The 20384-nt window shown below is 43.5% G+C and carries 18 protein-coding genes and 1 pseudogene; 11 read left to right on the forward strand and 8 right to left on the reverse strand.

Features of this window, described 5'->3' with window-relative positions; translation table 11 throughout:
• Positions 1-45: 45 nt before the first annotated feature.
• Complete coding sequence (putP, locus tag OCT63_RS04285; RefSeq protein WP_060469410.1) at positions 46-1536, forward strand: sodium/proline symporter PutP; 1491 nt, start codon at positions 46-48, stop codon at positions 1534-1536.
• Between the two features lie 1201 nt (positions 1537-2737).
• Positions 2738-3226 carry an Lrp/AsnC family transcriptional regulator gene (locus OCT63_RS04290; RefSeq protein ID WP_017057717.1) on the forward strand — a complete coding sequence of 163 codons (489 nt, stop codon included), beginning with the start codon at positions 2738-2740 and terminating at the stop codon, positions 3224-3226.
• 124 nt (positions 3227-3350) lie between these two features.
• On the opposite strand, the gene OCT63_RS04295 is transcribed toward OCT63_RS04290, so the two are convergent.
• Together OCT63_RS04295 and OCT63_RS04300 are read right to left on the reverse strand one after the other, a co-directional pair.
• On the reverse strand, positions 3351-4055 hold the full coding sequence (locus tag OCT63_RS04295; protein ID WP_017057718.1) for a DUF445 domain-containing protein: 705 nt from the start codon (positions 4053-4055) through the stop codon (positions 3351-3353).
• Between the two features lie 288 nt (positions 4056-4343).
• A complete protein-coding gene (locus OCT63_RS04300) occupies positions 4344-6194 on the reverse strand; it encodes an ABC transporter ATP-binding protein (protein ID WP_060469156.1) in 1851 nt (616 codons plus the stop codon).
• A 481-nt stretch (positions 6195-6675) separates the two neighbouring features.
• Between OCT63_RS04300 and OCT63_RS04305 the strand changes: the two genes are divergently transcribed.
• Entirely contained in the window at positions 6676-7650 is a 975-nt protein-coding gene (locus OCT63_RS04305) for an arginine deiminase-related protein (protein ID WP_082710373.1), read from the forward strand.
• An 88-nt stretch (positions 7651-7738) separates the two neighbouring features.
• Here OCT63_RS04305 and OCT63_RS04310 read toward each other — a convergent pair whose 3' ends face one another.
• The 4 genes from OCT63_RS04310 to OCT63_RS04325 form a co-directional block, all read right to left on the reverse strand.
• A complete protein-coding gene (locus OCT63_RS04310; protein ID WP_161679565.1) occupies positions 7739-8368 on the reverse strand; it encodes an esterase/lipase family protein in 630 nt (209 codons plus the stop codon).
• A 214-nt stretch (positions 8369-8582) separates the two neighbouring features.
• Entirely contained in the window at positions 8583-9158 is a 576-nt protein-coding gene (locus OCT63_RS04315; RefSeq protein WP_060469159.1) for a mechanosensitive ion channel family protein, read from the reverse strand.
• Positions 9158-10093, reverse strand: coding sequence for a zinc transporter ZntB (locus OCT63_RS04320; RefSeq protein ID WP_046222943.1), 936 nt, complete (start codon positions 10091-10093; stop codon positions 9158-9160). Before OCT63_RS04320 ends, OCT63_RS04315 begins: the two co-directional genes overlap by 1 nt.
• A 579-nt stretch (positions 10094-10672) precedes the next feature.
• Entirely contained in the window at positions 10673-11242 is a 570-nt protein-coding gene (locus OCT63_RS04325) for a porin family protein (protein WP_269983279.1), read from the reverse strand.
• A 215-nt stretch (positions 11243-11457) separates the two neighbouring features.
• Here OCT63_RS04325 and OCT63_RS04330 point away from each other — a divergent pair, with 215 nt between their 5' ends.
• The 6 genes and pseudogenes from OCT63_RS04330 (at position 11458) to OCT63_RS04355 (ending at position 15742) form a co-directional block, all read left to right on the forward strand.
• Positions 11458-11997 carry a hydrolase gene (locus tag OCT63_RS04330; RefSeq protein ID WP_161685041.1) on the forward strand — a complete coding sequence of 180 codons (540 nt, stop codon included), beginning with the start codon at positions 11458-11460 and terminating at the stop codon, positions 11995-11997.
• Between the two features lie 283 nt (positions 11998-12280).
• The gene (gene slyA, locus OCT63_RS04335) at positions 12281-12754 is read left to right on the forward strand and encodes a transcriptional regulator SlyA (protein ID WP_269983280.1); all 474 of its coding nucleotides are present in this window, start codon (positions 12281-12283) and stop codon (positions 12752-12754) included.
• Between the two features lie 17 nt (positions 12755-12771).
• The gene (locus tag OCT63_RS04340) at positions 12772-13830 is read left to right on the forward strand and encodes an HlyD family secretion protein (RefSeq protein ID WP_077681195.1); all 1059 of its coding nucleotides are present in this window, start codon (positions 12772-12774) and stop codon (positions 13828-13830) included.
• 12 nt (positions 13831-13842) lie between these two features.
• A complete protein-coding gene (locus OCT63_RS04345) occupies positions 13843-14886 on the forward strand; it encodes a DUF2955 domain-containing protein (protein WP_060469165.1) in 1044 nt (347 codons plus the stop codon).
• 63 nt (positions 14887-14949) lie between these two features.
• Positions 14950-15134: pseudogene (locus tag OCT63_RS04350) on the forward strand (IS5/IS1182 family transposase); the annotation flags it as partial.
• A gap of 65 nt (positions 15135-15199) precedes the next feature.
• Positions 15200-15742: an AAA family ATPase gene (locus OCT63_RS04355; protein WP_269983281.1), complete on the forward strand. Its 543-nt coding sequence runs from the start codon at positions 15200-15202 to the stop codon at positions 15740-15742.
• Between the two features lie 109 nt (positions 15743-15851).
• Here the strand turns inward: OCT63_RS04355 and OCT63_RS04360 are convergent, their stop codons facing one another.
• A complete protein-coding gene (locus OCT63_RS04360) occupies positions 15852-16715 on the reverse strand; it encodes a MurR/RpiR family transcriptional regulator (RefSeq protein ID WP_269983282.1) in 864 nt (287 codons plus the stop codon).
• Positions 16716-16898: 183 nt separating this feature from the next.
• Entirely contained in the window at positions 16899-18173 is a 1275-nt protein-coding gene (locus tag OCT63_RS04365; RefSeq protein ID WP_269983283.1) for an amino acid deaminase, read from the reverse strand.
• 176 nt (positions 18174-18349) lie between these two features.
• Between OCT63_RS04365 and OCT63_RS04370 the strand changes: the two genes are divergently transcribed.
• Both OCT63_RS04370 and OCT63_RS04375 read left to right on the forward strand, forming a co-directional pair.
• Complete coding sequence (locus OCT63_RS04370; RefSeq protein ID WP_269983284.1) at positions 18350-19783, forward strand: N-acyl-D-amino-acid deacylase family protein; 1434 nt, start codon at positions 18350-18352, stop codon at positions 19781-19783.
• A gap of 140 nt (positions 19784-19923) precedes the next feature.
• On the forward strand, positions 19924-20316 hold the full coding sequence (locus OCT63_RS04375; RefSeq protein WP_017065166.1) for a RidA family protein: 393 nt from the start codon (positions 19924-19926) through the stop codon (positions 20314-20316).
• Positions 20317-20384: the final 68 nt, after the last annotated feature.

A 20384-nucleotide genomic window follows, 5' to 3' on the forward strand; every position in this document is an offset into this window, starting at 1 on the left:
TAGTCAGGCATGGAAGGCATTCTACAAAATGAGGACTATCAAATGATAGAAAACAGCTTTGCAATAACGACGACGTTTATTGCGTATCTAATTATGATGCTAGCAATCGGTGTTATTGCTTACAAACGTACATCTAACTCAACTGACTACTTCCTAGGTGGTCGTTCGTTAGGCCCATGGCCTGCTGCACTTTCTGCTGGTGCATCAGACATGAGTGGTTGGCTGCTACTTGGCCTACCAGGTTACGCTTATGCTGCTGGCTTTGAAGCATTCTGGCTTGCTGGTGGACTACTTGTTGGTACTTGGGCGAACTGGCTAATCAGTGCTAAACGTCTACGTACTTACAGCATTACAACAGAATCACTGACGTTGCCTGAGTTCCTATCTCGTCGTTTCAATGATAATTCGAAGTTGATTCAAACGATCTCTGCTTTCTTTATCCTTTTATTCTTCCTTTTCTACACAAGTTCAGGCTTAGTAGCAGGTGGTAAATTGTTTGAAACGGTATTCGGTCTAGATTATACAACAGCAGTTATTATCGGCACGGTATGTGTGGTTTCGTATACCCTGTTTGGTGGTTTCCTTGCGGTATCTTGGACTGACTTGGTTCAAGGTCTGTTGATGTCTGCTGCGCTATTGATTGTACCAATCGCAGCTATGAACGGTGGCCTTGGTCAGCTATCTACTGACCTTCATAACATCAACCCAGAGCTACTAACGCTATGGAATGATGCGAAAGGTGAGCCTCTTTCTGCTATCGCGATCATCTCGCTAGCGGCATGGGGTCTAGGTTACTTTGGTCAGCCACACATCCTTGCTCGTTTCAAAGCAACGCGTAGCAATAAAGACCTAACAACAGCGCGTCGTATCGCTGTGATATGGACTGCACTGTCTATGATTGGTGCTATGTTGGTGGGCCTTGTTGGTTTAGTTTACGTGACTAACTCTGGCGCGCCTAAGCTAGAGGATGGCGAGAAGATCTTCATGCTTCTTGTGAACGCGATGTTCCACCCAGTAATCGCAGGTATCCTACTGGCTGCAATCCTAGCGGCAATCATGAGTACTGCGGATTCACAGCTTCTTGTTTCTTCATCTGCAATGGCAGAAGATCTGTACAAGCAAGTACTTAAGAAAGATGCGACGTCTGAAGAGATCGTTCGTGTAGGTCGCTTCGCGGTAATCCTAATCTCTCTTATTGCACTTGCGCTAGCAATGACACCAGACAGTTCAGTACTTGGCCTTGTGTCTTATGCATGGGCTGGTTTTGGTGCTGCATTCGGTCCTGCTATCGTATTGAGCCTGTATTGGTCTCGTATGAACCGCAACGGCGCTCTAGCGGGTATCGTGGTTGGTGGTGTGACGATTGTACTTTGGAAACAGTTCACGGGCGGTTGGTTCGATGTTTACGAAATCGTACCGGGCATCATCCTATCGACTATCTCTATCGTTATCGTGAGTCTAATTACTGGCGAGCCAGAAGAGCAAGTTAAGAAGCAACACGCTGAGTTCGAGAAAAACCTTGTTGAACTAGACTAATCGTCTGAACTGAGGTTTTCAGCTAAGTCATAGGGCTGGATGCTCACTAGCTCAATGATGACAAGAGTTTACATTGTAAACCCTAGAATAGAGTCACTTCGGTGGCTCTATTTTTTTGTCTATTTTCTAATGCTTTGGGTTCTTACGGGTCAATATTAGATGAAGACAATACCTTTTATCGAGCTTAGCGTGATTAGAAGCTGGTGAGAGCGTTCAGCGCGTTGGGAAGTGAGATAGTCGTCATTGTATGTTTGATGCATGTTGTTTATCGGGACAGTTATTTGAGGGTTTTACAATGTAAATTGACGATACTCAAATGTGGGGGACTGATATTAGTGACGTTTGATGTCAAAAATATAATAGAAAAATGACTGTTTTTTGAACTTGGCGCCCACTTTTGTAATTAGCTCCGTGAATTGTGGAACCTAATTGGACATGATGTGTCAATTGTCAGTAACTACTAAAGACCTATAGGACAAAGGTATGCCTGATCTCTATTGCAAAGGATGTAAAAAAACAACACCACATAAGTCGGTAATGAAACGTTGTGAATCAGAGCCTGAGACAGCTTCTGGTCGTATGATGCAATGGACGTCAAAACTATTTAGTGGCAACCTTCACTATAATATGGAAACTCAGCACTTCTGTCGCACGTGCAATTGCCGCTGTGAAACTGGAAGCACAGCTCCCCGAGTTGGTCTCGCTAACGTATAGTAAGTGTTTACTAACCTAGAAAAAACCTCCGTTAGGGAGGTTTTTTGTTTTCTATGTCGTTTTAAATGCAAGTTCTGCTTCAATGCTCTTGTCATCATTTTTCACTTTCCTTCCACAATTTGAGCACTCGATTTATTAGTGCTTGAGTAACATGTTTTGATTCTGCCCATGAGCTAATACAGTACGGTTTGTACGCGATTTTTTGTGTTTTAATCATGGAATTATCCCTGACCTTTGCTCATTCTATTATTCACTTTGGTATTTTCCCTTCTTTCTTTTCTGGCTCAATTTATGTGTTAATCGGGTCATGGCTATATTAGTTTGTTAATAACTTAAGATTGACAAGGTTTACTATCATTTTTCGGGTATTTACATTTTCCCTGAATGTTGTTGATGTATTTAGTTTTTAAATGTGTGAGCCGGGTTTTGCCCGATTGCTCTTAGTATGGAATATACTGAGCCGAATTTAGAATGTTTAAGGAATGTTATGTCTCAGCATCAACTTGATCGTATCGATAAAGAGATACTAAGAATTCTGCATATAAAAGGGCGTCTGCCAGTTGTTGAATTAGCGAAACAGGTAAACCTAACAACTTCTCCTTGCTCTGATAGACTGAAACGATTGGAAAAAGAGCGTTACATAACGGGTTATCACGCTGAATTGTGCTCAGAAAAGTTGGGGCTTGATGTGCAAGTCTTTATCCATATCCGTCTCGATCAAACCAGTTTTTCGATTTTTGATAAATTTGCCCAAGCGGTTGAGTTGATGCCTGAGGTGGAAGAGTGCTATTCATTGTCTGGTGACTTTGACACCATGATCAAGGTTCGAGTTAAAGATATGAAGGCGTACCAAGCGTTTATGGCAACCAAACTAGGCACCTTGCCAGGCGTTATTCAGACGCGTAGTGAAGTCGTGATTGAAGAGCATAAAAAGGGTTTTGGTGTAAACCCTGAGTTGTTGGCAACTTTGAAGTAGAGCGACGTCTTCGCGGCTTCGTAGCTAAAGTGGGTGTCGATTGGATAAAAAATGGAAGCTGATGAGCTTCCATTTTTTGTTGGGTGCCAGAAAAAAGCAACCAGATAAACTGAGAACGAGCAGACTAAAGGGTAATCGCCGCAGAAATTAAACCGATTATACCGCCGAACACACCACCCCAAACGACTAGCCACCCAAGGTGTTTCTTGATCATGGTTTGAACCATCTCTTTAACAAGTTTTGGTGTTAGTTCATTTAAACGCTGATCGATTATCGCTTCAATGTTCTCTTTGATTTCATCCATCATTGCAGGCGATTCAAGTTCATCTTTAATGGCATTTTTTACAGAATCACTCTTGCTGATTTCAATCACAGATTCTTGCATCTTCTCCACAAATGGCGCTTTCATCGGCTGTAGTGCTTCTGTGCCACCAACCATTGCCAACATGCCACCAAACTGTGAGTTCTCGATTACATGAACCAGTGAATCGAACGCAGGATTAAAGTCGATCTTCTTAATCACTGGCTCTAGGTTGAGCGATTTGCCGGTCATCTCACTGCTAAGGAAGCGGTCGATGTTACTTTCAGTAAAGAACTGTTCCATCATCAGTTGCTTAATGGCTGCCTTGAACTCTTCAAAACGTGCTGGAATGACGCCAGAGCCATATAGGCCGGGTACTTTTTCGAACAACATATGGATCGCAAGCCAGTTGGTGATGGCACCAGAAAATGCAAATAGGCCTGCATAAAGCAAGTATTGGTTTGCTGTCGCATAGCCGCCAGCAAGCAGTGCTAACGCAAGCACGTTAGTTAAGACACTTTTGTTCATGGTTGATCTCTAGAGTGAGTATTGCGCGCATTTTAAGAAAAAAACGCCAAGAAAAAAACCAAAAGGATCAATCTAGTGGTGGAAAGGAAAATACAGAGCGTCGAATGACTAATATAAAAAAGGCTAGCCTTCCCCCGAAGTCTAGCCTTATTCCAGAACGCGCAAGCGAAGCGCCTTTGATGTTAATCTCATTATATAGTTACGAAATAACATTCTGCTATGTGTAATTCACTCGTTAATTAACAAATTGATGTGAAATACGCCGCATAATTTAAAATAGCACATGAATTAAGCGTTTGATGTTTGGTCAAGATCATCGGCAATGAAGCCTCCCGTTTGGTGACTCCACAGCTGTGCATAGATACCATTGTGGAGAATGAGCTCTTGGTGAGTGCCTTCCTCAACGATCTTGCCTTCATCGAGTACGATTAGGCGATCCATCGCAGCAATGGTCGACAAACGGTGTGCAATCGCAATCACTGTCTTACCTTCCATTAGTTCAATCAAACTTTCCTGAATGGCTGCTTCGACTTCTGAATCGAGTGCTGATGTTGCTTCATCAAGAACAAGCAGTGGAGCATTCTTCAGCAGTACGCGAGAGATAGCGACACGTTGACGTTGACCTCCCGAAAGCTTAACACCACGCTCACCTACTTGCGCATCGTAACCAACATTACCAAATGGGTCAGTGAGTGTTTCGATAAACTCATGCGCATGCGCCTGTTTAGTGGCTGCGTAAACTTCTTCATCCGATGCTTCAGGACGACCGTAAAGAATGTTGTCTTTGATCGAGCGGTGAAGCAGTGAAGTATCTTGAGTCACCATACCGATGTTGCTACGTAGAGAGTCTTGCGTGACCGCTGATATCTCTTGGTCATCAATCAGAATTCTGCCGCTTTCTACATCGTGGAAACGTAGCAGCAAGTTAACCAAGGTTGATTTACCCGCACCTGAACGGCCTACCAAGCCCACTTTTTCACCCGGCTTGATGTTGAGATTAAGGTTGTTGATCACGCCCTTGTTCTCGCCATAGTTAAAGCTTACGTTGTCGAAGTTGATACCGCCTTGTGGAACCTTAAGAGGCTCAGCGTCTTTCTTGTCTTCGATAGCAATGGGCTTAGACAGCGTTTTAATACCGTCAATCACAGTTCCTAGGTTTTCAAACAGTCCACCGATTTCCCACATGATCCATTTCGACATGCCGTTAATACGCAAAGCTAAGCTGACTGCAATCGCAATCGCACCCACGGTGATCGCGTTATCTAGCCACAAGTAGATAGAGATCCCTGCAATGCTGAACACCAGTAAGTAGTTAGCAAACTCAACCAATATGTTGAAACCTGTTACTAAGCGCATCTGTCGATGTACGGTGTCTAAGAAGCTCTCCATGCCTTCTTCGGCGTATTCGGTTTCTCTTTTGCTGTGTGAGAACAGTTTGACGGTTGCGATATTGGTGTAGCTATCGACGATACGGCCCGTCATCAGCGATCGAGCATCGGCTTGTTCTGAAGATACGTCTTTAAGTTTTGGCACGAAATGTAGTTGAATACCGACGTAAATAAATAACCAAATCAACATCGGTGCCATTAAGCGCCAGTCTGATTCTGCGAGCATGAATAACATCGCCGTGAAGTACACGGTCACGTAGACGAATACGTCAACCATTTTGGTCACTGTTTCACGCACCGCAAGCGATGTTTGCATGACTTTGGTGGCTACACGCCCGGCGAAATCATCTTGATAGAACGATAAGCTTTGTTTCAAAAGGTAGCGGTGTGCTAGCCAACGAATAGACATTGGATAGTTGCCCAACAGGGTTTGGTGAAGCAATAGCGAGTACACACTGATTAATATCGGCATCGCAACCAGCAGTAGTATCCCCAATCCTACCAGCGTTGATTTATTGTCGGCCAAGAAAGTATCGGGATTGCTTGTTGATAGCCAGTCAACCAATTGTCCCATGTAACCAAATAGTGCGACTTCGATTATCGCGATGGTCATGGTCATCAACCCGAGTAAGATCAACGGTTTTTCAAAGCCTCGAGTGTAATGGCGACAGAATGCTAGTATTCCAGTGGGGGGTTGTATTGGCTCTCCCTTTGGAAAGGCTTCGGTAAAGCCTTCAAATTTCTTGTACATAAATTTCCTTTTATAAGCCACTGCATCACGATGTGCAGTTATGTTTTTATAAGTACGATTTGAGTTCTATAAGCGTTAGCGTTACGTCGTTCGAGGGGTTTTGTTTGAAGAAAACGTAAAGAGTGCTTTTAAATACATCTATTTTAGATTGAATTAGACAGGAAAAAATTAAGCTTATTTCAAACGTAATTGATTGTTATGCAACGGTGATAATCCTAACGTTAAATGGATTAAATTGTAATCAAAACTCGTGGTTAGCTAAAAAGTGAAGTAAGAATATTTATTCAACAAGTTCCTTAACTGATATGCACGCAGTTGGTTCTTTCTGGCGTGCTGTTATATCACAGTAAAAATCACGGAATAATTTAAGTTATGCAGTTATTGTGTGGGATAAATATTCAAATCATTATTATTTTCAGTGAATCTTGTTGTAACAAGTTGTTTACACTTCTGAGGTAAATAAAAGATAGGGATGGTTGAGATGTTAAACCTACACAAGAAATCACTGCGTATTACTAATGTTCAAAACGCCAATTGCGTTGTTATGGTTCCGCCAAAAGAATTTCGATTTAACGAAGAAACTGCACGTGATAATGAGTTTCAGCACAGAGTTAACTTGACCGAACCTGAGATTAAGCTAGAGACGATGGCTGAATTTAAGGCAATGGTGGCCTCGTTGCGTAAAGAAGGTGTACAAGTTGTAGAGTTTGATTACCCCGAGTTAGGGGTAGAAACACCTGATGCTGTTTTTCCAAATAATTGGTTCAGCACTTGTGGCGATGGTAGTTTGTTCACTTTCCCTATGGCGTGCGAAAACCGTCAGCATGAAGTAAAGCCACACGCCTTAATTGAAGCGCTAGAAGCCTCAGGTCGTATTGTTAATCATAATGAGTCGCTAGAGTCTTATGTTGCACAGGGCTCTTATTTAGAGAGTACTGGCGTTATGGTTATCGATCATATTAATAAGACGATCTACGCTGCGCTTTCTCAGCGTTGCGACCGTGAAGTGTTAGAAGATTACGCTAAGCGTATTGGTTACTCTCGCGTGGTCTCATTTCAAACGGCACTACCGTCTGGTCAGCCGATTTATCACACTAATGTGATGATGGCGATCGGTGATAATTTCTGCGTGATTTGCGATGAAGTGATTCCTGAATTTGAGCGTCGCTTTGTTGTGAAGTCACTTGCTAAAGATAAACAGGTTATCTCTATTTCCATAGATCAGATGAATCGGTTCTGTGGCAACATCCTGCAGTTGGAGACAGTGAATGGCGATAAGGTAATCGCAATGTCTCAATCGGCATATGATGCTTTTTCTCCAGCGCAATTAACTCAGCTTGCAACGCATGGGAAGCTGTTGCCATTTAACGTAAAAACCATCGAAGACATCGGTGGTGGTTCCGTTCGTTGTATGTTGGGTGAGGTGTTCTTACCAACGCGAATTAATCGCTTGTAACACGCCATCGGTCTTTTATTACAGCCGTTTAGTACCATTCTATTCGTAGAGTGGTATTTTTGTCTTTAGCCTTGAAGGCAAGTGTTCATTAGGCGCTCGTGAAAGCTCTGTGCTCGATAAATTGAGCAGATAGCGTGACCACTTCCTTGGAATACACAAGTGCAGTGTGATTGAGCTTGAGGGCGCAGGTGTCAGTCGCGCCTCTTAGGTTTGCGTCTTCCAGTGTGACCGTACCGTCACCTGGGTTTCTGCCTAATACAATACGTCCGACTCCGGTATCGTAGGTGCCAGTGATAACCCCAATCGGTACATCGATATCGTAATCACCCAAACCATCACTTAAGATTATTTCACTCGAACCAAAGATAAATCCAAGCCCATGATTCGACAGTGTCTTAGCGATGGTTGCTCCATTGTGCGGGGTGCCCGCAGTGATGATGCAGGTGTCAGAGAACTTGGGTTGATAGAATTTAAAGTAGTGGCGAATAAGTAAACCACCAAGTGAGTGACCAAAAAAGTAAACTTCATCGTGTTCATCAAAACGAGCGTTTACAAAGCGACTGAGGCGCTTAGCGGCAGAAGGAAAACGTAAAGAGTTGTAGGCAAACTTGTGCGTTATAAAGCCACGCTTTTTAAAACTCTTATCAAGATACTGCATGATCAACGCAGGCATATACAGACCATGAATTAAAACTATATGTTTGTTTTTATTATTCATTTTTGTCCTCCGTCTGATGATGCCTTCCAGTATATTGAGTCACCAATTTAAACTCAATAAAACTTATTGTGAATGAGAGACAATTGACGATCATAAAGCGTGAGTTCTTTTGAATGGTAAAGTTAGCAGAAAGTGAATGACTTTTAATTGAAAGAGGGATAACTATTTTAGCCCTCTTTCTGAGTCTATTGATGATGCTCCACAAGGGGGAACTTTACTTTTGTGTATCTTCAGTTTTCACAAGAGTAGTGTGGATAGCTTCATTTTTAAGTTCCGGTTCGACTAAAACCTTGATCACGCCTTTTTGTAGGATCAGGTTATTAGGGTAGGTGATGATGTTGCCCGAACTGTGTCGGAGAATCACGTGGAACATGGTGATATCGATGATCACGCCGCTGATGTCTTCGTCTTTCTCTGCGACTTTTACTTTGTCACCAATACGATACGGGAACACAAAGAATATCAGTACGCTGGCTGTGAGGTTACTTAAAATTGACCACTGTGCAAACAACGCGACACCGAGCACCGCAAATATGGAGGATAAAAACAGGGAGATGTCGCCAAAACCTAAGTTTAAAATAATAGTAAAAATAGCGGTGAAGAGTAGAAACAGAGTGATATTGAAACATTTAAGCACGGACTGTTTACGCTTCAATGCGACACGCTTATTTTTTGCTAGTGCTTCGATCCAATTCTGACCTAAGCGTTTTATCACCCAATACAAAACGATAAGAAGTAAGCCTAAACCTGCTTGTTTAAACCACATATTTGATTGTAAATACTCAACCATTAAATAAACCTCAATTTTCTCAAAATAACGACTTCTATCGCCACGATCATGAGCAACCCAACACAAAACAGTGGGAATGCCACTGGGTTCTCTGTTCCTGGGATACCGGCAATATTGACTCCGAGTAAACCGGTGAAGAAACCAGCTGGGAGGAAAATACCTGCAATGATTGAAAATAGGTATGTATTTCTATTCATTTTTTCAGCTTGATGCTGACTTCGGCTAGCAAAAAACACATTAATCTGATCGATGTAAAACTCAATCGATTCATTAATTCTCAGCATGGTGTCGAGACTGTTTTTTATATGACTGTTGTGTTTGTTGAGAGGAGTCGGTAGTTCATTCATTAAATCTTCGAAGACGTATTTCTGTGGTTTCAAATAACGTCTTAATTTGAGTAGCCTTGAATGCAGAGCGTTGATGGATTTTATATCGATATGGGAGTCAGACTCCAGATCGTCAATCAGTTGTTCTACAGGCGTTAAGAAGTTCGAAATGTAGTGGTTTATTCCACGTATCATTCCAAGCAAAACATCTGGCAGTGATGTTGGGCCTTGGTTTTGTTTAAGGTCGGAGAGTAAATTGCTGACTGCTTTCGAAGGGACTTTGCGCGTTGATATTAAGGTGCCTTTGTACCATAAGATGCGCAGGCTCAGCATATCATCGGGATTAGCACCTTCGTTTAGGTTAATGCCTCGTAGGATGATTAAAAAGCAATCATGGCCAAACTGTTCAAATCGAGGACGAGTGTCATCTGCGAGCAGAGAATCCACAATAGCGTTCGAAACTGTATTATTTTGAAGCCATTCTCGTAACCCTTCAGCATCTCTTTGGCAGTGATACCAAGTCGCTTGTTCGAATGGTTCTGGGGTGGTGTTGTGTTCATGTGCCACTCCCTCTGAAAATTGCCAGCTTGAAATTATGAAAGCGTCCATTCGTCGATCCTTAATGATATGAGGTATATCGAAATGACGGTGCCATTTAAGGCGCCATACTGAGCACGGTTTAATGAGGTTAGTTTGTTTTTGTGAGTAGTATGGACTCTCTTTGTTTTCTCGAACAAATGTAGCTCATTGTTTAGTCATTATAAATTAGCATTAGAGTACAGCGTTAGCGATGGATAAAAGAGAAAAAACTGAGGTGTTTTCTTTGTACGCAGGAGATAAATCGATGACAGTAAGTCGCTTTTTACCATCACTAACATAACGACAAGCACAAGCTTAACGACACGAGATATTCAGTCAGGCTAAATACACACTCTCTAACATTCAGTCTAGTCTGTTATGGCGAAAGCTCTAATTGGATCTGTGTCATTTCAGAGCGTTAGCGTTTCAGAGTGTTGAAGTTAGTTTATTAGAGATGGCTGGTTATGCGATAGGTTGAGAGGTTTGAATGATGAAATTGACTATTGGGGTGAGAACGGTACAAATTCACTCTACTGAGTGACCTTCATGACAAGGTGGAACAGCAAAGTGAATGAGTATGTTTAGCTTATTCTATGTGACTCAATCACATTAGAAGTTGTATGAACCACCGAAGCTAATGCTGTTGAAGGCAAGTGTTTTGTCTTCCTTCTTAGAGCCGTAGTCGTTCTCAACACTAACTGCATCTGCTTGCGAAATTAGGCGCAGTGTTAAATGTTCAATCGGCGTGTATTCAACACCAACACCAAAGTGGAAGCCAGTACCACTGTCGTCATCGTAACCAGCACTCTTATTTGCGTTTAGGTCAACAGAACTTAAACCAGCCAATACGAATGGGCGGATTGTGTTGTCGAATGTGTAACCGATGTTTGCGGATGCAGATATAGATGTCGGTGACAATTTAGCCGCCCCCTTTTTGTAGTTTGCGTAATCGTTGTAGCCAAGTTCAACACCAACGATACGGTTGAATTGGTAACCGCCGTATAGGTTGTAGCCCATGCCGTCTGAATCTAAACTACCTTGACCATCTGTATCAGAATCTTGGTAGAGACTAAGTCCGCCACCAATGTACGCACCACCGTCAGTGCCTGCTGCTAAAGCTGGAAGAGAAACCGCGCTGATTAACCCTAGTGCCAATGCTGATTTCGTTATCTTGTTCATCTTTGTTACTCACTCTGTCATGTTTTTAAATGTGATTGTCGGTCACTGTCAATTTTTAATACTTGTTGTTTTTGGCTACTCGGCCGTTGTTGAATATTATCCCTGAGTCTTTTGCTCATTACTGTATGGCTTTGTAAGTTGAATCGTTACATAGTGGGCGAGTTACACATCGAGTTGCTTATATGAGTCAGCCAGATTATGACAAGGAGAAAAAGATGTTAACGAGACAGAAGACGGGTTTGGTGGTTGTGGATGTGCAAGGCAAACTCGCACGCCTTGTTGATGAGAGCGATACCCTGATTTCTAATTGTGGAAAGCTGATTGAAGGAGCACAGGTTTTAGGTCTTCCTATTGTGAGCTTGGAGCAGAACCCAGAGAAGTTGGGGCCTACCGTTAGTGAGTTGAATGACTTGTTGGGCGAAGCTAAGCCGATACCAAAATTTACGTTCAACGCGTGTAACGAGCCCAAGTTTGTTGAGGCAGTGCAAGCCAAGGATGTGGATACGTGGTTGGTGTGTGGCATAGAGGCTCATATCTGTGTTTATCAAACCGCCATTGGTTTGCTGGATCTTGGGTACAAGGTTCAGGTAGTTGGTGACTGTGTTAGTTCACGAACCGCGCTTAATAAGAAGTTGGCTATCCGAAGATTGGCTGGCTCTGGTGTTCTAATCACAGGATTGGAAATGAGCTTATACGAGCTAGTGAAAGACTGCCGCGCCTCTGAGTTCAAGCAAGTCCTATCCTTGATTCGTTAATCATTCTCTTAAAGCCGCTGATTTGAATAATCTAATCGTGTTTATCAGAGGAGCAAGTTAGACAACACATCGGTGATTGGGTATTTAAAAACTTAATGGCTGATGTGTGTCAGACGTTGGGTGTCAAGTTTTCAGTGCAAGCGGAACAACAAGCGAGTGCGCTACCCGTCTCTTTATAACCGATCTATTAATAAAAATATTATGTGATTTACCTCTCACTTATTTACTTAGCGCGCTAAGTAAAGTAAAGTGGTTAGCACGCTAAGTAATTGAGGTTTTCATCATGGTTCAAGACACCCACAGTCTTAAAGATCTTTCTCTGGCCGAGCAACTTGCTCGCGTTTCTCGTCTATGGAAAATGGTCGCTGACCGTGAACTCGCACCGCTTGGTCTTACGCACCCACGTTGGACGGCGCTATGGAAACTGCAACGCCTCGGTGACAACGTGAGTCAGAAAAAACTCTCGGAAGCGCTCGAGATTGAATTGCCATCATTAATGAGAACGTTGAATCAATTAGAACAGCAATCGCTCATCACTCGACACTGCTGTGCTAGTGACAAACGTGCTCGAATTGTGGGTCTTACCGATGACGGTAAGTCGTTAATCAATAAAATGGAAGCTCGCATTATTCAAGTTCGTCGCCAGTTGCTCAATAGTATCGATGATGACGAGATGAAAAAGCTCTCTTTCATTCTTGAACAAATTACCCATAACGCCCTTGATGCTCTTAGCGAAAAGTCAGAAACCACACAATAAAAGAGAAGTTACTATCTATGACCCCCGACGAAAAATTCGCGCGCTGGATTAAATTTTCCTGTTTCGGATTTGTTCTTGTTTTTGCATATTTTCTTGTTGCTGATCTCACCATGCCATTAACGCCTCAAGCAATGGCAACCCGTGTCGTAACTAAAGTTGCACCTCAAGTCAGTGGACAAATTACCCACGTATATGTGAAAAACAACCAAGCTATCCATCAAGGAGATCTCCTATTTGAAATTAACCCAGCGTTTTATCAGCTTGCGGTTGAACAAGCTCAATTAAACCTTAAACAAGTTATCCAAAATAATGAGCAGCTTGACGCATCCATTGCTGCTGCCGAAGCGGATCTAAAAGCCAGTGGTATTCTTGCAAACCAAAAAAACCGTGAAGCAGAACGATTAAATGCGCTTTTCTCACGCCATGGTACTTCTCAAAAGTTACGCGATGACGCTCATAGCTCCGCCGTGGCGGCTAAAGCGAATGTTGCTGCTGCGAAAGCACGTTTGAAAGAGTTACAAGTGAGTCGTGGTGAAATCGACGATAGTAATGTCAGTATTCGTGTAGCTCAAAATCAATTAGAAAAAGCCAAGCTCAATCTTTCTTATACACAAGTGATTTCAGATCACGATGGTGTGATAACGAACTTACAGTTGAAAGCCGGTACCTATGCCAGTGCAGGTAGCCCATTGATTGCGCTAGTTTCAGATAACGTTGATGTTATCGCAGATTTTCGCGAAAAAAGTCTGCGTCACTTTTCAATCGATAGTCACGCCTTGATCGCGTTCGACAGCAAACCTGGACATGTCTTTAACGCACAAGTGAGTACTCTGGATGCGGGGGTCAGTGCTGGTCAATTTGCAGCCGACGGTAGTCTTGCAACACCAACAGACTCTAATCGCTGGGTGCGGGATGCACAACGAATGCGTGTGCATTTAGACATTGACAATGAACTCGTTAAGCAACTTCCATCTGGAGCCCGAGCTACGGTTCAATTGATCCCTAACAATGCGGTATTCGCATGGCTTGCGAAAGTACAGATTCGTTTCCTCAGTGTTTTACACTACGTTTACTGATCGGGAGGTGGCATGAAATTATGGGATCACCCTTTATCTGGAAATGACTTTCGACAATGCCTACGTATTGCCACTGGTGCTACTTTAGGTTTTACTATCAGCAAGCTGTTTGGTTGGGATAACGGCGTATTTTTTACCGTTACACCAATGTTGCTATTGGGTATGGTACCTGTGATGAGCGCACACGCTGCGCGTCAATTGTTTGCATCTGCCATCGTTTGTGGGCTGGAAGTTGGTATTATTGGTGGGTTATTAATCAGTCATCCCGGCATGATGACGATGGTGGCTTTTGTACTATTTCTGATAAAGTTTGCCTGCATGTCAAAAGGCAGCTTATTTTTGTTTGGTGCAAACAGCATCATCAGTTTGAGCATTATGCTGCACTTTGCCAGTTACCCAAGCATCGACTTAAACAACCTTATTTTTACCAACTTACTTGCCTGCGTGCTATCCGTTATCATTGCTTATTTAATGATGTTTGTAATTCCAGATGTGGAACCCCGTCAGCCACCGCCGAGGCCAACCGAAGCAAAGAAAAGTCACCGCATGCGTCACGAAGCCTTAATGGGCGCCAGTATCGCTACGCTTTCGTTTATTGTGTTCCAAGTCTTTGATCTGCAGGACTCAATGTCAGCACAGGTCACGACGATATTGCTGCTTTTTCCAATGAACTGGAATGGCGCATTGGGTTATGCTCGCAAGCGTGCGATGGGGACATTGTTTGGTGTGACTTTTGGCTTAGCCAGTCAAATTCTTTTGTATGACTGGTCAGATTTACTGTTATTTGTGGTTCCACTTTTGTGGATAGGGGCAATGATTTTTGGCTACATGCATGTGAAGGAGTCGAGTGGTTCAGGAACAGGGTTTGGTGGACTGACAACCATCGGCATTTTATTCGGCCAGTACCTCACTCCTGGCGGTGACCTTATCTATAGTGCCTTGTATCGTATCAGCAGTATCTTGTTTGCTATTGTCGTGACGTTATTGATCACTTATTTTATTCATCGCTTGTTGAACCGCTTTCCAGCGACTCGATTTAGCCATGAAACCGCTTAATTTATCTCAATATCTCATATTCTGCCCACCCTCTGTCGGGGCCTAATTTAACTTTCCCCACTGATACGTGACCTAACCATTCGTGCGACTGGTCTTAAGTTTTATGGCGAAGGGGAGTGGAAAGTAAACAAACGATACAAATGGAAGTGTAGCGTCTGGTGAAAGCGGCATATATCAGTCGATACAAGCATTCATTCAATGATCGCGACAGAGCTGAGCTATCAAAGGTCATCGATGCAGAAGTGCTCCTAACTGATTTATGTAAACATATCTAAGTATCATTGAGGAGTACCACTCCTTTGAAGAGGTCTATTTGAACAATCTAATCGTATTTACCGGTGGACCGGGATCGGGCAAAACTTCAGTCATCGACGCTTTGAAAAGCCAGGGTTATCGCTGCGCGCCAGAAGTCGGCCGTAAAGTGATTCAGCACCAAGTTGAGCAACAAGGTAGCGCTTTGCCATGGTTAGATAAAGTGGCCTTTCGTGACGAGATGGTGCGAGAAGAGTTAGCCAATTACCAAGCGTTTGAGGCAAGTGAGCAACTCGTTTTCTTGGATAGAAGCATCGTGGATTCATACGGTTACAGCTTGTTAGAGATTTTACCTATTCCAGAATCCTTGCGAAATAGCTGTAATGAACTCAAATACAACAGCAAGGTATTTATCTTCCCACCATGGGATTCAATTTTCATCAATGATCAAGAACGTAAACAAGATTTCGACGAAGCGATCGCCACCTACGAAAAAATGGTGTCAGCCTATAATCAGTTTGGTTATCAGCTGGTGGAAGTGCCTAAATTATCTGTTGAGGAACGAGTCGAGTTTATCTTAGCTTCAATTGACTCAGGCGAGTGATTTCTAGAAAAACCACAACTAAAAAGCCCCGCAGTATCGACTCGATTGAGTGAATACTGCGGGGCTTTTTATTGAAATCGTCTAATTGATGACTTGGTCGTTTTAAACCTTAGTCACCGAGAGGCTGTCGGTCGCCACCGCCTCGGTAGGAATCGAGCGCAACCTTCAAGCGACGTAGTTTGTCGCGCGAACGGTTTTTATGATTGACTGCCATGCCCATCGAAAGCACATCCACTAACGCCAACATAGCGTAACGAGAAGCCGATGGCTTGTAGATGAAGTCGGTTTCCATATGCTTGATTGGCAACAAAATATCCGCAATCTTTGCCAACGGTGTATCTTGTGGGGTAATCGCGATGATCTTAAGCCCGTACTGCTTCGCTAGTTCGGCCGTTTCGGTGATCACTGGTGTAAAACCGGTCGCGGAAATCATCACCATCACGTCATTGGCATCGGCCGTGGCAGCAACCATACGTGACATTAAGCCATCGTTGTACGACACCACTGGGTAGCCTAAACGAAACAGTCGATGTTGCAGCTCTTGAGAAGCAATGGTTGAACCACCACCCATACCAATAGCAATGATCTGTCTGGCGTTATGCAGCCAGCTGACTGCGGTTTCAACGTCTTGCTCTTTGAACAGAGTGCGGTTGATGTCTAGGCTCTGCTTGATCGATTCGTAGATACCTTGATAGCCAGTTTGGTCAACAGGCTCGAGGATAAAGCGCTGGCCCACAGTTAGGGTTTGAGCAAGCTTGATCTTCATATCACGTACGTTGTTACAGCCGATCGCTTTAGCAAAACGTGTGATGGTGGCTTCACTGACTTGAGCACCCTCAGCAAGTTCTGTAATGCTGGCATTGGCAGCAAAATCAATGTCGTCCATGATCAGCTTGGCAACTTTTTTCTCGGCATCACGAAGAGCGGGAAAACGCTCGGTTATCTGTGAAATGATATCTACTTCTAAACTCAAGAATCCTGATCCTTTGTTGATGGGGCTAATCGTATTGCTTAGTTTTTAAGAACCTAGCTCGTAAGAACCAAGCTTTTTAGCCATTTAAACTAATCTATTTAAAATTAATCCATTTAAAACTAAGCCTTAGCCCCGTTAGTATATCTGATTGCTTCGCTGATTCTAGCTTATTGAAAAATCGAGCTAGAAGCAGGTCTCTACCCAGTTTGTTACCTGATAGTCGTCATCGCTGATGGCAATGTAGCGCCATTTGTCGAAGGTTAAACATGGGTGTGAGGTTGAGAACGCAATCATGTCGCCCACTTCAATCTCAGCAGAACCGTCCGTTTCAACAAAGGTGTGCTGATCCATCACAGCCGTCGCGGTGAGACCTTTTACTGAGATAGCTTTGCCATTGCGATAGCCGCGTTCGGCAATAGGTAAACCTGCATCGAAGGCAACATCACGCTTACCTAGCCCGATCACCAGTTTGGTTGGCTCCGGACGAGAGATCACATACGCCCACACTTCAAGTGCCGACTCTAAATCCCCCCCCAATTCACACGCGTAACCTTGGTTCACCTGCGCACGTTGCAACACCTTACTTTGGGCATCTAGGTAGATCCCCGTATCGTGAATGGCATAGCAGCCTGGGCGGATAATCGCTAAGTAACTCGTGAGGTTCGCCAAGCATTCCGCTACTACATCATACCAAGCCGAACCGGCGCCAGTGATGATTGGCTGACCGGTAATTAAGCCGTCTGATGCAAGGCTTTCGAGCGAAGTGAGCGCCTGATTTAAGAAGGTACGAATGTCTTCCTCGGCATTGTCGCCATGAATCACACCCTCATACACCTCAATACCCGCTAGCGAAATCGCAGGCGTATCTTGGATGGTTTGCGCCAGCTCTAGAACTTCTTGAGGTGAACGACAACCACAACGGCCACCCGGAACACCAAACTCGATTAGCACTTTTAGCGTCTGCTTTTTGTTGGAGAAATATTGGTCGAGTTGTTGCACGTTGACTGACGAATCCACACAACAATAGAAATCAACGTCGAACTCATTAATAAGCTGTTCGATGATCGCCATGTTGGTTTTTCCTACCAACTGGTTAGCCATGATGATTCTTTTTGCGCCTGCCATTGCCGCAATTTCTGCTTGTGCAGGTGTCGCAACGGTAATTCCCCAAGCGCCATTTTCTAGCTGTTGACGGAAGAAATCAGGTGTCATCGATGTTTTGCCGTGTGGCGACAATTTAACCTGGTGATGATCGGCGAATGACTGCATCCAATTCAGGTTATTAGTCAACGCTGATTGTTTGATAATTGCTACCGGAAGCGAAATATCTTCATCAACCAGTCGATAAACACCGTTCTCAGATTGTGATACTGCTCTCCCTTTTTGGCCTTTTTCAGTCAAGATGAAACTATCGTTTTGATACTTTATAACATCTTTTTTTGCAGGGTTATGTTTCATTACTGATTCCTAACATGATTTAAGTGGTTGTTATTTAATGTTTAAATATATCTACAATGTACTTTTTGATAGAAACTATCACACAAATTAAAATATTATGTGTGTTTTGTCACTGAAAATAATCGGCTGGATTTCTAATATAGCTCCATCAACACAGTGGATTGAGAGAGTGAGAAATGTTGTTCGATACGATAATTAAAAATGTAGAGGTGTTTGATGGCACCGGCGAACAATCGTTTTGTGCCGATGTAGCAATCCGAGATGGAAAAATCGCCGAAATTGGTCAAATCGATCATGAAGATTGTGGCCAGTTGGTTGAGGGAGCGGGCTTAGCATTGGCTCCTGGTTTTATCGATGTACACACACATGACGATACCAATGTAATTCGTTACCCAGACTGCCTGCCTAAGATCAGCCAAGGTGTGACAACCGTGATTGTTGGTAACTGCGGCATCAGCGCATCGCCAACGGTTTTGGCGGGCGATCCACCGGATCCAATGAACCTTTTGGGCGCGCAGGCTGATTTCAAATACCCAACCTTTGCCGGGTATGCACAAGCGGTAGAGCAAGCGCAACCCGCGGTGAACGTTGCAGCATTAGTCGGCCATACCACACTGCGTAATCAAGTGATGGACGACCTGCAACGCACCGCGAGCGAAGAAGAAATTGCAACCATGCAAAACAACCTTGATTTAGCGATGGAGCAGGGTGCATTGGGTTTGAGCTCGGGCTTGGCTTACGCAAGCGCGAAACAAGCGAATGCCAACGAAGTAATGCAGTTAGCGAAAGTGCTTTCTAGTCACGGCGGCATCTATACCACACATATGCGTACCGAATTCGAAGAGATCTTAAGCGCGATGGAAGAAGCGTTTGAGACAGGACAATACGCGAAAGTGCCCGTTGTTATTTCTCACCTTAAATGTGCAGGGGCGGGCAACTGGGGCAGAACCGTTGAAGTACTTGATTTGATGGACAAGGTTTCAGAGCACCAAGATGTGTCTTGCGACTGCTACCCATACTCAGCGAGCTCTTCGACATTAGATTTGAAACAAGTGACCGACGATTTCGACATCTTCATCACTTGGTCTGAAGCAAAACCAGAACACGCAGGCAAAACGCTGAAGCAGATTGCTGATGAAATGAATCTACCTCTGATGGACGCAGCAAAAGCGCTTCAACCAGCAGGTGCGGTTTATCACTGTATGGATGAGAACGACGTAAAGCGCGTATTGAAATATAAGCTGACCATGGTCGGCTCAGACGGTTTACCCAATGACCCGCATCCACACCCAAGATTGTGGGGCACCTTCCCGAAAGTGTTAGGCCACTACTGCCGAGACGAAAAACTGTTCTCGTTGTCAGAAGCGATTCACAAGATGACCGGAATGTCTGCGAAGCGCTACAACCTTGCGGGAAGAGGTGAGATTCGCCAAGACGCATTTGCCGATTTAGTTTTATTTGATCCAAAGAATATTAAAGACACAGCAACATTTGAAAATCCTATTTCAGTTGCTGAGGGAATAGAAAGTGTATTTGTAAATGGTGAGTTAACTTACCAGCAAGGAAAAGTAACAAATAATCGTTCAGGCGTTTTTATTTACCGAAACTAGATTTTAATTATCAAATTAATTTTACGGTAAATATAAAAACGACGAATTAATTTAAATATATTGGAATAGAAACTGTTTTATCTATAAAGCCAATGTTATCTATAAACCCAATATTATCTATAAATAAGTGGAGTTAAGAAATGACTATTAAACGTTACGGTGTTGAAGGCGGTACAGGCACAGGCGGACAACATTTACCATTTGCACGTGCAACTGAAGCAGGTGGTTTCCTATACGTTTCTGGCCAGACACCGATGACAGATGGTGAAGTGGTTGAGGGTGGCATTGTTGACCAGTCTCGCCTAGCGATCCAAAACTGTGTCGATATCATGACTGAAGCGGGCTACGGCCTTGAAGACGTAATGCACGTAAAGGTTGTGCTAACGGATTCTCGTTACTTTCAATCTTTTAATAAGGTATTCAAAGAGTTCTTCGGTGCTAACCCTCCGGCTCGTATCTGCATGGTTTGCGACCTAGTGGTAGACGTGAAGGTTGAAGTAGATGTGACTTGCTACCGCGCTGATCGCGTTTAGTAATAACCTAATCACAATTACCTACTTAGAGAGTATTAGGGGTTAGTCATCCCTGTTATTATCCTTTA

This window comes from Vibrio sp. RW, assembly GCF_027587105.1.
GTDB classification, from domain to species: Bacteria; Pseudomonadota; Gammaproteobacteria; order Enterobacterales; family Vibrionaceae; genus Vibrio; species Vibrio toranzoniae.

Excerpts from the sequence above, each read along its gene's own strand:
- OCT63_RS04290 (WP_017057717.1), top strand. The coding sequence starts at position 2,738 with ATGTCTCAGCATCAACTTGATCGTATCGATAAAGAGATACTAAGAATT.
- OCT63_RS04295 (WP_017057718.1), bottom strand. The coding sequence starts at position 4,055 with ATGAACAAAAGTGTCTTAACTAACGTGCTTGCGTTAGCACTGCTTGCT.
- OCT63_RS04300 (WP_060469156.1), bottom strand. The coding sequence starts at position 6,194 with ATGTACAAGAAATTTGAAGGCTTTACCGAAGCCTTTCCAAAGGGAGAG.
- OCT63_RS04305 (WP_082710373.1), top strand. The coding sequence starts at position 6,676 with ATGTTAAACCTACACAAGAAATCACTGCGTATTACTAATGTTCAAAAC.
- OCT63_RS04310 (WP_161679565.1), bottom strand. The coding sequence starts at position 8,368 with ATGAATAATAAAAACAAACATATAGTTTTAATTCATGGTCTGTATATG.
- OCT63_RS04315 (WP_060469159.1), bottom strand. The coding sequence starts at position 9,158 with ATGGTTGAGTATTTACAATCAAATATGTGGTTTAAACAAGCAGGTTTA.
- OCT63_RS04320 (WP_046222943.1), bottom strand. The coding sequence starts at position 10,093 with ATGGACGCTTTCATAATTTCAAGCTGGCAATTTTCAGAGGGAGTGGCA.
- OCT63_RS04325 (WP_269983279.1), bottom strand. The coding sequence starts at position 11,242 with ATGAACAAGATAACGAAATCAGCATTGGCACTAGGGTTAATCAGCGCG.
- OCT63_RS04330 (WP_161685041.1), top strand. The coding sequence starts at position 11,458 with ATGTTAACGAGACAGAAGACGGGTTTGGTGGTTGTGGATGTGCAAGGC.
- slyA (WP_269983280.1), top strand. The coding sequence starts at position 12,281 with ATGGTTCAAGACACCCACAGTCTTAAAGATCTTTCTCTGGCCGAGCAA.
- OCT63_RS04340 (WP_077681195.1), top strand. The coding sequence starts at position 12,772 with ATGACCCCCGACGAAAAATTCGCGCGCTGGATTAAATTTTCCTGTTTC.
- OCT63_RS04345 (WP_060469165.1), top strand. The coding sequence starts at position 13,843 with ATGAAATTATGGGATCACCCTTTATCTGGAAATGACTTTCGACAATGC.
- OCT63_RS04365 (WP_269983283.1), bottom strand. The coding sequence starts at position 18,173 with ATGAAACATAACCCTGCAAAAAAAGATGTTATAAAGTATCAAAACGAT.
- OCT63_RS04370 (WP_269983284.1), top strand. The coding sequence starts at position 18,350 with ATGTTGTTCGATACGATAATTAAAAATGTAGAGGTGTTTGATGGCACC.
- OCT63_RS04375 (WP_017065166.1), top strand. The coding sequence starts at position 19,924 with ATGACTATTAAACGTTACGGTGTTGAAGGCGGTACAGGCACAGGCGGA.